Annotated in this window: 14 protein-coding genes and 1 pseudogene; 7 read left to right on the top strand and 8 right to left on the bottom strand. The window is 61.8% G+C overall.

Going from position 1 to position 14,707, the window contains the following annotated elements; all coding sequences use genetic code 11:
* From rsmB to def, 3 genes and pseudogenes are all read right to left on the bottom strand, one after another.
* Positions 1-1,315: pseudogene (gene rsmB / locus L9B60_RS11590) on the bottom strand (16S rRNA (cytosine(967)-C(5))-methyltransferase RsmB).
* A complete protein-coding gene (gene fmt, locus L9B60_RS11585) occupies positions 1,312-2,244 on the bottom strand; it encodes a methionyl-tRNA formyltransferase (RefSeq protein WP_249678721.1) in 933 nt (310 codons plus the stop codon). Before fmt ends, rsmB begins: the two are co-directional and overlap by 4 nt.
* 64 nt (positions 2,245-2,308) lie before the next feature.
* On the bottom strand, positions 2,309-2,815 hold the full coding sequence (def, locus tag L9B60_RS11580; protein WP_249678720.1) for a peptide deformylase: 507 nt from the start codon (positions 2,813-2,815) through the stop codon (positions 2,309-2,311).
* Between the two features lie 116 nt (positions 2,816-2,931).
* Here def and L9B60_RS11575 point away from each other — a divergent pair, with 116 nt between their 5' ends.
* The 3 genes from L9B60_RS11575 to tsaC all read left to right on the top strand — a co-directional run bounded on the left by L9B60_RS11575 (position 2,932) and on the right by tsaC (position 5,752).
* Positions 2,932-3,957, top strand: a complete 1,026-nt coding sequence (locus tag L9B60_RS11575) for a LysM peptidoglycan-binding domain-containing protein (RefSeq protein ID WP_249678717.1) — start codon at positions 2,932-2,934, stop codon at positions 3,955-3,957.
* Between the two features lie 91 nt (positions 3,958-4,048).
* Positions 4,049-5,155, top strand: coding sequence for a DNA-processing protein DprA (gene dprA, locus L9B60_RS11570; protein WP_249678715.1), 1,107 nt, complete (start codon positions 4,049-4,051; stop codon positions 5,153-5,155).
* Between the two features lie 39 nt (positions 5,156-5,194).
* On the top strand, positions 5,195-5,752 hold the full coding sequence (gene tsaC / locus L9B60_RS11565; RefSeq protein ID WP_249678713.1) for an L-threonylcarbamoyladenylate synthase type 1 TsaC: 558 nt from the start codon (positions 5,195-5,197) through the stop codon (positions 5,750-5,752).
* On the opposite strand, the gene L9B60_RS11560 is transcribed toward tsaC, so the two are convergent.
* The gene (locus tag L9B60_RS11560; RefSeq protein ID WP_249678711.1) at positions 5,749-6,723 is read right to left on the bottom strand and encodes an NADPH:quinone reductase; all 975 of its coding nucleotides are present in this window, start codon (positions 6,721-6,723) and stop codon (positions 5,749-5,751) included. The two genes, tsaC and L9B60_RS11560, sit on opposite strands and share 4 nt — an antisense overlap.
* Positions 6,724-6,878: 155 nt before the next feature.
* On the opposite strand from L9B60_RS11560, the gene hemF reads away from it, so the two are divergent.
* Positions 6,879-7,805: an oxygen-dependent coproporphyrinogen oxidase gene (hemF, locus tag L9B60_RS11555; RefSeq protein WP_249678709.1), complete on the top strand. Its 927-nt coding sequence runs from the start codon at positions 6,879-6,881 to the stop codon at positions 7,803-7,805.
* 54 nt (positions 7,806-7,859) lie between these two features.
* Positions 7,860-8,684, top strand: a complete 825-nt coding sequence (gene aroE, locus L9B60_RS11550) for a shikimate dehydrogenase (protein WP_249678708.1) — start codon at positions 7,860-7,862, stop codon at positions 8,682-8,684.
* Here the strand turns inward: aroE and L9B60_RS11545 are convergent.
* The 3 genes from L9B60_RS11545 to betC all read right to left on the bottom strand — a co-directional run bounded on the left by L9B60_RS11545 (position 8,681) and on the right by betC (position 12,803).
* On the bottom strand, positions 8,681-10,249 hold the full coding sequence (locus L9B60_RS11545; protein ID WP_249678707.1) for a SulP family inorganic anion transporter: 1,569 nt from the start codon (positions 10,247-10,249) through the stop codon (positions 8,681-8,683). The genes aroE and L9B60_RS11545 overlap by 4 nt on opposite strands.
* Positions 10,250-10,355: 106 nt before the next feature.
* Positions 10,356-11,276 (bottom strand): choline ABC transporter substrate-binding protein, encoded by a 921-nt coding sequence (gene choX / locus L9B60_RS11540; RefSeq protein WP_249678706.1) that lies wholly within the window; start codon positions 11,274-11,276, stop codon positions 10,356-10,358.
* Between the two features lie 18 nt (positions 11,277-11,294).
* The gene (gene betC, locus L9B60_RS11535) at positions 11,295-12,803 is read right to left on the bottom strand and encodes a choline-sulfatase (RefSeq protein ID WP_249678697.1); all 1,509 of its coding nucleotides are present in this window, start codon (positions 12,801-12,803) and stop codon (positions 11,295-11,297) included.
* A gap of 115 nt (positions 12,804-12,918) precedes the next feature.
* On the opposite strand from betC, the gene L9B60_RS11530 reads away from it, so the two are divergent.
* Entirely contained in the window at positions 12,919-13,830 is a 912-nt protein-coding gene (locus L9B60_RS11530; protein WP_249678695.1) for a choline sulfate utilization transcriptional regulator, read from the top strand.
* Between the two features lie 35 nt (positions 13,831-13,865).
* Positions 13,866-14,192, top strand: a complete 327-nt coding sequence (locus tag L9B60_RS11525; protein WP_249678693.1) for a DOPA 4,5-dioxygenase family protein — start codon at positions 13,866-13,868, stop codon at positions 14,190-14,192.
* A 67-nt stretch (positions 14,193-14,259) separates the two neighbouring features.
* On the opposite strand, the gene L9B60_RS11520 is transcribed toward L9B60_RS11525, so the two are convergent.
* Entirely contained in the window at positions 14,260-14,703 is a 444-nt protein-coding gene (locus L9B60_RS11520) for an anti-virulence regulator CigR family protein (RefSeq protein WP_249678692.1), read from the bottom strand.
* Positions 14,704-14,707 lie beyond the last annotated feature (4 nt).

Here is a 14,707-nt window from a genome sequence, read left to right as displayed (position 1 = left end):
TTATTGGCCCGGTTGGGCCGCGATCTTGATCAGCTTGGCGTAGTAGAAGCCATCATGGCCGCCTTCCTGCGCCAGCAGTTGCCGACCGTGGGGTTGCTTGATGCCGGCGGTGGTGGCGATGTCCAGCTCACGGGCGCCGGAGGTGCGGGCCAGGAACGCCTCGATCACCTCGGTGTTTTCCGTGGGCAGGGTCGAGCAGGTGGCGTACACCAGCTCGCCGCCTACCGCGAGGGTGGGCCACAACGCATCGAGCAACTCGCCTTGAAGTGTGGCGAGTGCCTGGATGTCGTCGGGCTGGCGGGTCAACTTGATGTCTGGGTGGCGACGGATGACACCGGTGGCCGAACACGGCGCGTCCAACAGGATGCGCTGGAACTGTTCACCATCCCACCATGCCGCGGTATCCCGGGCGTCGGCGGCGATCAGCTCGGCTTCCAGGCCCAGGCGTGCAAGGTTTTCCTTTACCCGTACCAGGCGCTTGGCTTCCAGGTCGATGGCGACCACGCCCTTGAGCGCAGGCTCGGCTTCCAGCAGGTGGCAGGTTTTGCCGCCGGGGGCGCAGCAGGCATCCAGCACGCGCTGGCCGGGGGCGAGGCCAAGCAGGTCGGCAGCCAGTTGCGCTGCTTCGTCCTGCACGCTGATCCAGCCCTCGTTGAAGCCGGGCAGGTCGCGCACGTCGCAGGCCTGTTCGAGCACGATGCCATCGCGGCTGAACTGGCAGGGGGTCGCGGCAATCCGAGGCCTGCAGCAGCAGTTGCAGGTAGGCATCGCGGCTATGGTGGCGACGGTTGACCCGCAGGATCATTGGCGGGTGCGCATTGTTGGCGGTGCAGATGGCTTCCCACTGATCGGGCCAGAAAGCCTTGAGTGACTTCTGCAGCCAACGCGGGTGCGCAGTACGCACCACCGGGTCGCGCTCGAGTTCGGCGAGGATTTCTGTGCTTTCGCGCTGGGCGCGGCGCAATACCGCGTTGAGCAAGGCCTTGGCCCACGGCTTTTTCAGCTTGTCGGCGCAACCCACGGTTTCGCCAATGGCAGCGTGGGCCGGCACGCGGGTGTAAAGCAACTGGTAAAGGCCGACCAACAGCAATGCCTCTACATCGGCATCGGCGGCCTTGAAAGGCTTTTGCAGCAGGCGTTCGGCCAGGGCAGACAAGCGTGGCTGCCAGCGGGCCGTACCGAAGGCCAGGTCTTGGGTCAGGCCGCGATCGCGGGCCTCGACCTTGTCCAGTTGAATGGGCAGCGAACTGTTCAGCGAAGCCTTGCCGGTGAGCACGGCAGCCAGGGCCTTGGCGGCAGCCAGACGCGGGTTCATTGGCCGAGCACCGTGCCGACGGCGAACTTCTCGCGGCGGCTGTTGAACAGGTCGCTGAAGCTCAGCGGTTTGCCACCGGGCAGTTGCAGGCGGGTCAGGCGCAGCGAACCTTCACCACAGCCCACTACCAGGCCTTCCTTGCTAGCGGCAAGGATTTCGCCGGGAGCGCCCGGTTGCTCGGCAACACTGGCCGCCAGCACTTTCAGTGCTTCGCCGTTCAACGTGCTATGGCAGATGGGCCAGGGGAAAAAGGCCCGTACCAGGCGCTCCAGCTCGACAGCCGGGCGCGCCCAATCGATGCGAGCTTCGTCTTTGTTCAGTTTGTGCGCATACGTGGCCAGGCCATCGTCCTGCACCTCACCCGGCAGTGCGCCGGCGTCCAGGCCGGCGATGGCCTGGATGACCGCAGGCGGGCCTAGCTCGGCCAGGCGATCATGCAGGCTGCCACCGGTGTCTTGGGCCGTGATGGGGGTACTGACCTTGAGCAGCATCGGCCCGGTGTCCAGGCCTGCCTCCATGCGCATCACGGTCACGCCGCTCTCGGCATCGCCCGCTTGCACGGCGCGCTGGATCGGCGCTGCACCACGCCAGCGTGGCAGCAGTGAGGCATGGCTGTTGATGCAGCCAAGGCGCGGAATATCCAGCACAACTTGTGGCAGGATCAGGCCGTAGGCGACCACCACCATCAGGTCTGGCTTGAGCGCTGCGAGTTCGGCCTGGGCCAGCGGGTCGCGCAGGGTGGGCGGTTGCAGCACTGCTATGCCGTGCTCCAGGGCCAACTGCTTGACCGGGCTTGGCATCAGTTTCTGCCCGCGGCCAGCCGGGCGATCGGGCTGGGTGTACACCGCAATCACTTCGTACGGGCTGTCGAGCAGGGCTTTGAGGTGTTCGGCGGCAAACTCGGGAGTGCCCGCGAAGACGATGCGCATGGGGTTCTCGCTTAATGCTGAAAAAGAAAAAGGCTTGCCGGAGCAAGCCTTTGGGAAGTGCTGGTCACGCTTGCTGGCGGTGCGCTTTTTCCAGCTTCTTCTTGATCCGGTCACGCTTGAGCGTAGACAGGTAATCGACGAAAAGCTTGCCGTTGAGGTGGTCGCACTCATGCTGGATGCACACGGCGAGCAGGCCTTCGGCGATCAGCTCATACGGTTTGCCGTCGCGGTCCAGGGCCTTGATCTTGACGGCCTGCGGGCGATCGACGTTTTCGTAGAAACCGGGCACCGACAGGCAGCCTTCCTGGTATTGGCCCATTTCTTCGGTCAGCGATTCGAACTCGGGGTTGATGAACACCCGTGGTTCGCTGCGATCTTCGCTCAGGTCCATGACCACGATGCGTTTGTGCACGTTGACCTGGGTGGCGGCCAAGCCGATGCCAGGTGCTTCGTACATGGTTTCAAACATGTCATCGACCAGCTGACGCACTTCGTCATCCACCACAGCCACTGGCTTGGCGATGGTGCGCAGACGTGGGTCCGGGAATTCGAGGATGTTTAAAATAGCCATATGCGTATTTGCTGCACTGTGAGGTAAAGTCAAAGGTAGCGGAAAACGTTCTCCGGGGGAGAAGACCGCAAACAGCGGCGTTTCACGTGAACGGACATAATAAAGGGATTCACGGCATGAGGAAATCACTACTCGCCCTGTTGCTCCTGGCATCTGCCGGGTTGGCGCAAGCACAGGTGCAGCTCAAGGACGGTTATCCACAGCGCTACACCGTGGTTCGCGGCGACACACTTTGGGACATTTCCGGGAAATTTCTGCGTGAGCCGTGGGAATGGCCGCAAATTTGGCACGCCAACCCGCAAATCGCCAATCCCGACCTGATCTACCCCGGCGACTCGCTGGTGCTGACGTTCGTCGATGGCCAGCCGCAGTTGATGCTTGAACGGGGCGCTTCGCGTGGCACCATCAAGCTGTCGCCGCATATCCGCAGCACACCCATGGCAGAGGCCATCCCCAGTATCCCGTTGGAGTCGATCAACAGTTTTCTGTTGAGCAACCGCATCCTGGAGTCCTCGGAAGAGTTCCAACAGGCACCCTACATCGTGGCCGGCCAAGGTGAGCGGGTCGTCAGTGGCATGGGTGACCGCATCTACGTGCGTGGCAAGCTGGACCCGCGGCACAACGCCTATGGCGTGTTCCGCCAGGGCAAGGTCTACACCGACCCGCAAACCCATGAGTTCCTGGGCATCAACGCCGATAACATCGGTGGTGGTGAGATCGTCGCCACCGAGGGCGACGTGGCCACGCTGACCCTGCAACGCTCCAACGAAGAAGTGCGGCTGGGCGACCGGCTGTTCTCCAATGAAGAACGCCCGGTAAATTCGACCTTTTTGCCGAGTGCACCCCAGGCGACTGTCAGTGGCGTCATCCTTGATGTGCCACGAGGTGTTACACAGATCGGCAAGTACGATGTGGTCACTTTGGACAAGGGCAAACGCGACGGGCTCAACGAGGGCAACGTGTTGGCGGTGTACAAGACCGGCGAGACGGTGCGTGATCGGGTGACCGGTGACCTGGTGAAAATCCCCGACGAACGCGCCGGGTTGTTGATGGTGTTCCGCACTTACGAAAAGCTGAGCTATGGTTTAGTGCTCAACGCCAATCGCTCCCTGGCGGTGATGGATAAAGTGAAAAATCCCTGAACCTGGCAGGTAACTTGTCAAACAGTTACCAACAGAGTTATCCACAGGTTGTCCGCACCGCCGTGGAGCGCACGAGATCAAGGATGATCCCATGCCGCTGTTTTCCGAAGCCTGCAATAGCCCTGCTGAATTGGAAGCGCGCCTGCGCCTGCATCGGCTCCCCGATATCGGTTCGGCTCGTTTTCGCAAAATAATCGATGCGTTTGGATCGGCGTCGTCAGCCTTCAGTGCGCCGGCCTCCGCTTGGCGGGCGCTGGGTGTATCGGCGGCCGCTTGCGAGGCCCGGCGCAGCCCCGACGTTCGCGATGGCGCCAGCGCTGCAATGGCCTGGCTAGAGCGGCCGGGCCAGCATTTACTGATGTGGGACCAACCTGGTTACCCTGCCCTGCTGGCGGAAATAAGCGATGCGCCGACACTGCTTTTCGTTGCTGGCGACCCTGCGATTCTAGACAAGCCCCAGCTGGCAATCGTCGGCAGTCGGCGGGCTTCACGGCCTGGACTGGACACGGCGGCGGCATTTTCACGCACCTTGGCGGCTGCCGGTTTTGTCATCACCAGCGGTCTGGCTCAAGGGGTCGACGGTGCCGCGCACCAGGCCGCTCTAGAGGTGGGCGGCCAGACCGTGGGGGTGCTGGGCACCGGCATCGAAAAACTTTATCCACAGCGCCATCGACAACTCGCGGCGGCGATGGCCGAGAGCGGTAGCGCGGTGGTTTCCGAGTTCCCTTTGGATGCCGGGCCGCAGGCTGCGAACTTCCCTAGGCGCAACCGCATCATCAGCGGTCTGTCCTTGGGTGTGCTGGTGGTTGAGGCAAGCCTGGCCAGTGGTTCACTGATAACCGCGCGCTTGGCGGCCGAACAGGGCCGCGAGGTTTTCGCCATTCCGGGCTCCATCCACCACCCAGGTGCCAAGGGTTGCCACCAGTTGATTCGCGATGGTGCGCAGTTAGTGGAAAGTATCGATCACATTTTGGAAGCTTTGCAGGGCTGGAAGCGGCTGCCTCCCGAGGCGATCGCCAAGCCGCGGCCTGTGGATAATCCCCTGCATGCGTTGCTGCTGGCCGCCCCGCAAACCAGCGAAGCGTTGGTCACTAGCAGTGGCTGGGCGCTTTCAGCGGTATTGCAGGCATTGACCGAGCTTGAGTTGGCCGGACAGGTGGTGAACGAGGCTGGGCGTTGGTTTGCCCGGCGCAGCTAAGTACACTGGGCGCAGTGCCTAATTCGCGGAGTAGCAACAATGGTCAACAGTTGGCGTGTGCAACAAGCGGCGCGCGATATCCGAGCGGGCGCGGTAATTGCCTATCCAACCGAAGCGGTCTGGGGCCTGGGCTGCAACCCGTGGGATGCAGAGGCGGTGTATCGCCTGCTGGCGATCAAGTCGCGGCCGGTGCACAAGGGCCTGATCGTGGTGGCAGACAACATCCGCCAGTTCGACTTTCTGTTCGAAGACTTTCCGGAACTCTGGCTGGACCGCATGGCCAGTACCTGGCCTGGGCCCAACACCTGGCTGGTGCCGCATCAGGGCCTGCTGCCGGAATGGGTGACGGGCGATCACGATACGGTTGCGCTGCGGGTCAGCGATCACCCGCTGGTGCGTGAATTATGCGCCTTGGTCGGGCCATTGATCTCGACGTCTGCCAACCCTGCGGGCCGGCCGCCAGCGCGCTCGCGTTTACGTGTGGAGCAGTATTTCCGTGGCCAGATCGATGGGGTACTTGGCGGCGCCTTGGGCGGGCGCAAGAACCCCAGTGTGATTCGCGACCTGGTCACGGCTGACGTGGTGCGGCCCGCTTAAGGCAACAGAATGGTCGACCCCATGGTGCGCCGAGCCGACAGTTCGGTCTGCGCCTTGGCCGCCTCGCTCAGCGGATAGCGCTGGCTGATTTCCACTTCCAGCTTGCCGCTGGTGATCATCCCGAACAACTCGTCGGCCATGGCCTGCAGGGTGTCGGCGGTGGCGTAGGTGGCCAGCGTCGGGCGGGTGACGTACAGCGAGCCCTTCTGCGACAGGATGCCCAGGTTCACGTCGGTGACCGCCCCCGAGGCATTGCCGAAGCTGACCAGCAGGCCACGCGGTTCCACGCAATCGAGCGAGGTGGCCCAGGTATCCTTGCCGACGCCGTCGTACACCACCGGGCATTTTTTGCCGTTGGTGAGCTCCAGCACGCGCTTGGCTACGTCTTCGTGGCTGTAATCAATGGTTTCCCAGGCGCCTAGTGCTTTGGCCTTGGCGGCTTTTTCTGGCGAGCTGACGGTACCGATCAGCTTGGCGCCGATCGCCTTGGCCCATTGGCAGGCCAGAAGCCCAACGCCCCCGGCGGCGGCGTGGAAGAGGATGACTTCGTCGCGCTTGAGCTCGTAGGTCTGGCGGAACAGGTACTGCACGGTCAGGCCCTTTAGCATCGACGCCGCAGCCTGTTCGAAGCTGATGGCGTCAGGCAGCTTGACCACTACCGCCGCCGGCAGGGTGTGCACTTCGCTATAGGCACCCAGCGGGCCGCCGGCATACGCCACGCGATCGCCGACGTTCAGGTGCGTGACGTCACTGCCAACGGCGTCGATGACACCGGCCGCTTCGGTGCCTTGCCCGGACGGCAGCGAGGGCGCGGGATACAGGCCACTGCGAAAGTACGTATCGATGTAATTCAGGCCGATGGCCTTGTTGCGTACGCGCACTTGGTTTGGGCCAGGTTCGCTGGGCTGGAAGTCGACGAACTCGAGCACTTCCGGACCGCCGTGTTTGCTGAACTGAATACGCTTGGCCATCTGCATCTCCTGAATCGCAGGCTGAAAAGCTCTATCGGACGCCTTTAGCTGACTGCCGTCAACTGCTTAAGGCCCCGAGTGGGTGGTATGCTACGCGCCGAATTTGCTGCCAGGCACGACTTGTCCACAGTGCCCGCCCCTTTCAAGGTGATGCCATGACTACCCGCACCGAGGCCGTAAAAGCCTACCTGCTCGACCTGCAAGACCGGATTTGCCACGCACTGGAAGGCGAGGACGGCAGCGCCGCCTTCGTTGAAGATGCCTGGGTCCGCGAAGCGGGCGGCGGTGGCCGTACGCGGGTGATCGAGAACGGCGAGCTGATCGAAAAAGGCGGGGTCAACTTTTCCCACGTCTTTGGCAGCGGCCTGCCGCCGTCGGCCAGCGCCCATCGGCCTGAGTTGGCCGGGCGCGGCTTCGAAGCATTGGGCGTGTCGCTGGTGATCCACCCGCACAACCCCCATGTGCCAACTTCCCACGCCAACGTGCGGTTTTTCATCGCGGAAAAAGAGGGTGAAGAGCCGGTCTGGTGGTTTGGCGGTGGCTTCGACCTGACGCCCTATTACGCCAACGAAGAAGACTGCGTGCACTGGCACCGCGTGGCCGAACAGGCGTGTGCGCCCTTCGGTAGCGAGGTTTACCCGCGCTACAAGGCCTGGTGCGACCGTTATTTCCATATCAAGCATCGGCACGAGCCCCGTGGCATCGGCGGCCTGTTTTTCGATGACCTGAACGAGTGGGACTTCGACACCAGCTTTGCCTTCATGCGTGCCATTGGCGATGCCTTTATCGACGCCTACCTGCCCATCGTGCAGCGCCGCAAGGCCATTGCGTTTACCGCGCAGCAACGCGAATTCCAGGAGTTCCGTCGTGGCCGCTACGTCGAGTTCAACCTGGTATACGACCGTGGAACGTTGTTTGGCCTGCAATCGGGTGGGCGCACCGAGTCGATCCTGATGTCGCTGCCCCCGCAAGTGCGTTGGGGTTACGACTGGAAGGCCGAGCCCGGCAGCCCGGAAGCGCGCCTGACCGAGTATTTCCTGCAAGACCGTGACTGGCTCGCTGAAGCCGGCACCCAGCCCTGAGTGCAAATCGCTCTGTGGATAACTTCCCTGGACACTGATTAGGAAGCTGCTTGAATGGACCGCTACGTTGTTTTCGGTAACCCGATTGGCCACAGCAAGTCGCCGGCGATCCATCGCCTGTTCGCCGAGCAGACGGGCCAGGAGCTGGACTACAGTGCGCGCCTTGCGCCCTTGGAAGACTTTGCCGGCAATGCTCGGGAATTTTTCCTGCAGGGGCACGGCGCCAACGTGACGCTGCCATTCAAGGAAGACGCTTACCGCCTGTGCGATGTGCTGACCCCGCGGGCCGAACGCGCCGGTGCGGTGAACATGCTGACCAAGCAAGCTGACGGTACCCTGCGCGGTGACAACACCGATGGCACTGGCCTGGTACGTGACCTGACGATCAATGCCGGCCTGAACCTTGAAGGCAAGCGCATCCTCTTGCTTGGCGCCGGCGGCGCAGTGCGTGGGGTGATCGAGTCGCTGCTGGAGCAGAAGCCGGTATCGCTGGTGGTGGCCAACCGCACGGTGGATAAAGCCGAGTTGCTGGCTCAGATTTTTGCCGACATGGGGCCCATCGCCGCCAGCGGTTTTGATTGGCTGGAAGAGCCAGTGGACGTGATCATCAACGCCACCTCGGCAAGCTTGGCCGGTGACCTGCCGCCGATCTCCGCCAGCTTGATCCAGCCCGGTGTCACCGTGTGCTACGACATGATGTACGGCAAGGAGCCCACGCCGTTCTGCCTGTGGGCTGAGGAGCACGGCGCGGCGCTGGCGCTTGATGGCTTCGGCATGTTGGTGGAGCAGGCTGCTGTGGCTTTCGCCTACTGGCGCGGCGTGCAGCCCGACAGCGCCCCGGTGCTGGCGCAGCTGCGCGAAGAAATCGCCAAGGGCTAATCCTCGAAGCGGATCGGGCAGTTCGCTGCCCCTTCCAGCTTGCGTAACTCATCGATCACTTGCGGCCGCGCGCGGCGCAAGGTCAGGCTGCGGTTCAGCGCTTTCAGGCGGCGGGCTTCCTGGTGGAGCATCTCCACGCCTGAGTAGTCGATAAAATTGATCTGTTGGGCGTCGATCACCACCCTCGCGCCTTCGGCCTGCTGCAGCCGAACCTGCAGGTAATGGCTGGCGCCGAAGAATATCGAACCCCATACCCGCAATACTTCTTCCTCACCTTCGCGCCACTGCTGCACGCGGGGCTGTGAGGTGCGCTTGAGATAGAAGAACAGCGAGGCCAGCACCCCGGCGTAGATCGCCGTTTGCAGTTCCAGTAGCAAGGTCGCCAGGCAGGTGAGTGCCATCACCACGAACTCCGAGCGGCTGACCCGGAACAATGCGCGAATGCCGCGATGGTCGATCAGGCCCCAACTGATCAGCAAGATACTGCCGGCCATGGCTGGGATCGGGATGTGGGAGATGAGGTTGGCGCCGGTCACCGCGAACAGCGCAACCCACAGCGCTGAAAATACGCCCGCCAACGGGGAGCAGGCACCGGCTTCGTAGCTTAAGCCTGAGCGCGTGAACGACCCGGCCGACAGCGAGCCCGAAAAAAACGCGCCGACGATATTCGATAGCCCTTGCGCACGAACTTCCTGGTTTGCATTGAGCATTTGCTGCGAACGTGCCGCCAACGAGCGGGCTATGGACAAGCTGGTCACCAGCCCGAGCATGCCCACGGCCACCGCGCTGGGTAGCAAGCGCAACATCAAGCCTGGGTCCAATGGCAAAGTACTGAAAGGCGGCAGTTGGCCGGTAAAAGCGCTGACCAATTGCACGTGGCCGAACATCGAAGGCCACAGCCAGGCCAGCAAGCTGCCGCTGACCAGGGCAATCAACAAGGTTGGCCAGCGGGGTAGCAGGCTTTTCAACACGATGCCCAGGGCCAGGGTGAACAGCCCCAGGCTCAAGGACGGTCGGTCCAGTTCAGACAGGTGTTGGAACAGGTTAACCAGGCTTTGCGAGGCCGTCGCTTGGCTGGCCAGGCTAAGCCCCAACAGGCTGGGTAACTGACCGATTGCAATGACAATCGCGGCCCCCAATGTGAAGCCGAGCACCACGGAATGGGAAACGAAATTGACCAAGGCGCCAAAACGCAGCATGCCCAGCAGCCATTGGAAGATCCCGGCCAAGAACGTCAGCAGCAGGATCAGCGTGACGTAATCCTGGCTGGCCGGTATCGCCAGCGGGCTGATGCTGGCGTACAACACGATGGAGATCGCCGCCGTGGGCCCGCAAATCAAGTGCCATGATGAGCCCCACAGGCAGGCGATCAGTACCGGCACAATAGCGGCGTACAGCCCATATTCGGGCGGCAAGCCGGCAATCAGCGCGTAGGCGATAGACTGCGGCAAGGCGAGGATCGCGCCGCTCAGGCCCACGATCAGGTCGCGGCCGGCGCTGGCACGGCTGACGCGTGGCAGCCAGGCCAGGAAGGGGAACAGTTTATGGCGGTTGGACCAGCCCATTGAATACTCGATTATCTACGGTCACCGCGTGTAGGAGCATGGCTTGCCAGCGAAGGCGGCCTTGATGACCCCATCGCTGGCAAGCCATGCTCCTACAGTTTTACGATCAGAGTTTTGCTTTCACTGCTGCCAGCGCATCCTGCCCATCCAGCGTCTTGACCCCATCCAGCCATTTCTCCAGCACGGCCGGATTGGCTTTCATGTAGGCCTTGGCGGCATCGGCATTGGTGATTTTCTTGTTCACCACTTCGGCCATGATGCCGTTCTCCATCTCTTGGGTAAAACTTAGATTGGTCAAAAGCTTGCCAACGTTCGGGCAGGCCTGTGCATAACCTTTGCGCGTCAGGGTATAGACGCTGCCGCTGGCGCCAAAATAAGCCTCGCCGCCAGTGAGGTAGTGCATTTTAAGCTGCACGTTCATCGGGTGCGGCGTCCAGCCGAGGAAGGTGATGAAGGCCTTCTTTTTCACGGCCCGCGATACTTCCGACAGCATCGCCTGCTCGCTGGATTCCACCAGCTTCCAATCGCCCAGGCCGAACTCGTTTTTCTTGATGATCTCCTGCAGCGACAGGTTCGCTGGCGCACCGGAGCCAATGCCGTAGATCTTCTTGCCGAACTTGTCGGCCTGCTTTTGCAGGTCGGCAAAGTCGTGGATGCCGGCGTCCCACACATAGTCCGGCACGGCCAAAGTGAACTCGGTGCCTTCCAGGTTTTTGTTGTACTGGGTCACGTCCCCAGTTTTCACGAACTTGTCGTAGAACCCCTGCTGGGCGGGCATCCAGTTACCGAGAAAGACATCCACCTGCCCATCTTTCAAGCCGCCGTAGGCGATGGGCACGGCCAGGGTATCGACCTTAGCCTTGTAACCCATGCCATCGAGCAGTACACCCGTGATGGCATTGGTGGCGGCGATATCGCTCCAGCCAGGGTCAGCCATTTTTACCGTGGCACAACTCTGCTCATCGGCCATGGCCCCGTTACCTGCCAGGCCAATCAGCCCGGCCACCAGCATTGTGGATAACTTCATCGAACATCCCCTAGGTTATTAGTATGGGCAGGGTTGTGGATAACGTGCCTTGCGCTCCAGATCGTCCAAGTCGATATGGTTGCGCATGTATTGCTGACTGGCGTCGACCAGCGGCTGGTGATCCCAGCTCTTCAGCGTGCCTTGGGTCAATGCCTGGTACACCAGGCGCCGACGGCGCTGGCTGGCCAGTACCTGGCTGTGGATAACTGGAATGTCCCAACGCTCGCGTGCTTGCGCCAGGAAGCGTGAAAAAACTTCAGGCAATGCCTGGCTTAACTCCTCGCGCTCCTGTGGATCGTTTTTCACATCAAAGAGTAGGCAAGGGTCGCTTTCGCTGTAGATGAATTTGTAGTCGCCACGACGAATCATCATCAGCGGACTGTTGGTACCCTCGGCCATGTATTCGCCAAAGACCTCATCGTGGCCGCCCTCGCCTTTCAAGTGGCCGACCAGTGAACGGCCATCCAGCGGCAGGCAGTTATCCACAACCCCCCCTGCCAGTTCGACAAACGTGGGTAGCAAATCAGCTGTGGAGACCGCTGCGCTGACCCGGCCAGCCTTGAATTGCCCTGGCGCGTAGACCAGTAGCGGCACCCGCGCCGACATCTCGAACCAGTGCATTTTGTACCAGAGGCCCCGCTCGCCGAGCATGTCGCCGTGGTCGCCGGAGAACACGATGATGGTGTCGTCTGCCAACCCGGTCTCTTCCAGGGTTTGCAGTAGCTTGCCGACGTTGCTGTCGATATAGCTGCAAGCTCCAAAGTAAGCGCGGCGGGCGTCACGAATTTTATCCACAGGCAGCGGCTTGCCCCATAGGTCGTACACCTTGAGCAGGCGCTGGGAGTGCGGATCGAGTTGATCCTGGCTGGGTACGTTTTGTGGGAGCGGGATGTCTTCATCGCGGTACATATCCCAGAACGGCTTGGGAATGGTGTACGGGTCGTGTGGGTGAGTCATCGACACGGTCAGGCAGAACGGCTGGTCGCCTGCTTCACGAATGTGATCGAACAGGTATTGCTGGGCCTTGAACACCACTTCTTCGTCGAAGTCCAGCTGGTTGGTGCGCACGCACGGGCCGGCCTGCAGTACCGAGGACATGTTGTGGTACCAACTGGGGCGCACGTCGGGTTCGTCCCAGTTAACCGCCCAGCCATAGTCGGCGGGGTAAATGTCACTGGTCAGGCGTTCTTCGTAGCCATGCAATTGGTCGGGCCCGCAGAAGTGCATCTTGCCGGACAATGCCGTGCGGTAGCCCAGGCGGCGCAGGTAATGGGCATAGGTCGGAATATCCGCGGGGAAATCGGCGGCATTGTCGTAGGCGCCGATCTTGCTCGGCAGTTGGCCGCTCACCAGGGTAAAGCGCGAAGGTGCGCACAGCGGGCTGTTGCAATAAGCGGCATCGAACACCACCCCGGCATTGGCGAGGCGGCTAAGGTTGGGCAGTTTGATCGCAGAGGGGGCGTAAAACGGCAACATGGGCGCGGCCATCTGATCGGCCATGATGAAAAGAATGTTCTTGCGCTTCATGGGTTCGCGGCATTCCATAGTCATAATTTATGCGACAGTGCGTGCTATTCAGATTGCGACCCACTGCCCTCGCGGTAAAGCCCATGACCGGCAATGCCTAGGATAAGCCCTGCTTATGTATGAAAGCCTTGGAGACCTCTCGCTCGACCTGCTGCGCGCGTTCGAGTCCGCCGCGCGCCAGCGCAGTTTCACCGCTGCGGCCATTGAGTTGGGCACCACCCAACCTGCTGTCAGCCAGCAGATCAAACGCCTGGAATACCAACTGGCCACCCGGCTTTTTGACCGCATTTACCGCGGCATCGAACTCACCGATGCTGGCTTGACGTTATTTGAAGCCGTGCAGGCCGGTTTGACCAGCATCGACAGCGGCCTGGAAGCCATTACCGCTCAGCCCCAGCATGAAGTGTTGCAGGTGGCCACTGACTTCGCCTTCGCCGCGTACTGGCTGATGCCGCGCCTGCACCGTTTTCACCAGGCCAACCCGGACGTGGACGTGAGCCTGGTGACCAGCGAACGCAGCCACGCCATGCTGCGTTCAGACATTGATGTGGCCGTGCTGTTTGGCGATGGTCGTTTCAAGCAGGGCGAAAGCCATTGGCTGTTCGGCGAAGAAGCCTACCCGGTGTGTAGCCCCAAACTGCTCGACGGCCGCTCCTTGCCCCTCCCCGCCAGCGCCTTGCACGAATTGCCCCTGCTGCACCTGCGCGGCGAAAGCAGCAGTTTGTGGTTTGACTGGGCCGGCCTGTTTCGCGCCCTGCACATCCCCAGCACCCCCGCCCCTGGCCAATTGCGCTTTGACAACTACACGCTGCTGATCCAAGCCGCGATCGCCGGGCAAGGCGTTGCCATTGGCTGGCGTCACCTGGTGGATGCGTTGCTGGAGCAAGGCTTGCTGTGCCGGCCAGTGCTGGAGACGGCGAATTCGCCGCTGGGCTATTACGTAGTGCTGCCGCAACGCAAACGGCGCGGGCCGATGATCCAGCGGTTTGTGGATTGGTTGGGGCAGGAGCAGGCCGCCGACGCGTGATAACCTGAGATGATCAGTTAATTCGAGGACGCTCCGTGCAACAGATCAAGGGCTACCACGCCCACGTCTATTTCAATGCGACCACTATCGGCCAGGCCCGCGCGCTATGCGAAGAAGCGGCGCGGTTGTTCCCGCTGGCCATGGGCCGGGTACACGAGCGGCCGGTAGGCCCGCATCCGGATTGGAGCTGCCAGTTGGCGTTTGCGCCTGAAGTGCTGGGGGATGTGTTGCCGTGGCTGGCGCTGAACCGCAAGGGGTTGGTGGTGTTCACCCATCCGTTGACCGGGGACGATCTGGTGGACCACCGCGATCATGCGATCTGGATGGGGGCTGTACGGCCGTTGGATTTATCGCGGTTTTGAAAGCTTCGCGGATGAATCCGCTCCTACAAGGGGTTACCTGTAGGGGCGGATTCATCTGCGAAAGGGCTTAGTTCAAGACACCCGACAGGATCTCGTAAACCACGCCATTGGCGACCGAGATCAGCACCACGTCGTTACCCAGGCGGCGCCATTCGTAGCCTTTGTACTGGGGCATGTGCGCCAGTGCGCGACTGTCCAGGCGTTTGCCGTAGCCTTTGGGCAGTGGGTGGCCTTTCTGCACGTGGACGTTGGCCGGCAGTGGGTTGCCACGGCCGAAGTCGGCGTGGTTGCTCTGGATGGTTTGGCGCACCGGGCCGAAATCCTGAGGTGGGCGGCCGTTGCCTTGCTTCTGTTGCTGGCCGCCTTGTTGGCCGTGCTGTTCGCCATGGCCCTGCTGTTGTTGCTGGGGCTGACCATGCTGGTCATCGGGGCCCGGTGCCGCTTGCAGCAAAGGCGTCACGCCCAGCAGCAGGATGCCCATGCCGGCGATCAGGGATTTGGACAATTTCATCAGC

This window comes from Pseudomonas abieticivorans, from assembly GCF_023509015.1.
In the GTDB taxonomy this organism is placed as follows: Bacteria; Pseudomonadota; Gammaproteobacteria; order Pseudomonadales; family Pseudomonadaceae; genus Aquipseudomonas; species Aquipseudomonas abieticivorans.
The sequence above is the reverse complement of the archived record's forward strand: the minus strand, read 5'-3'. Positions and strand labels throughout refer to the sequence as shown.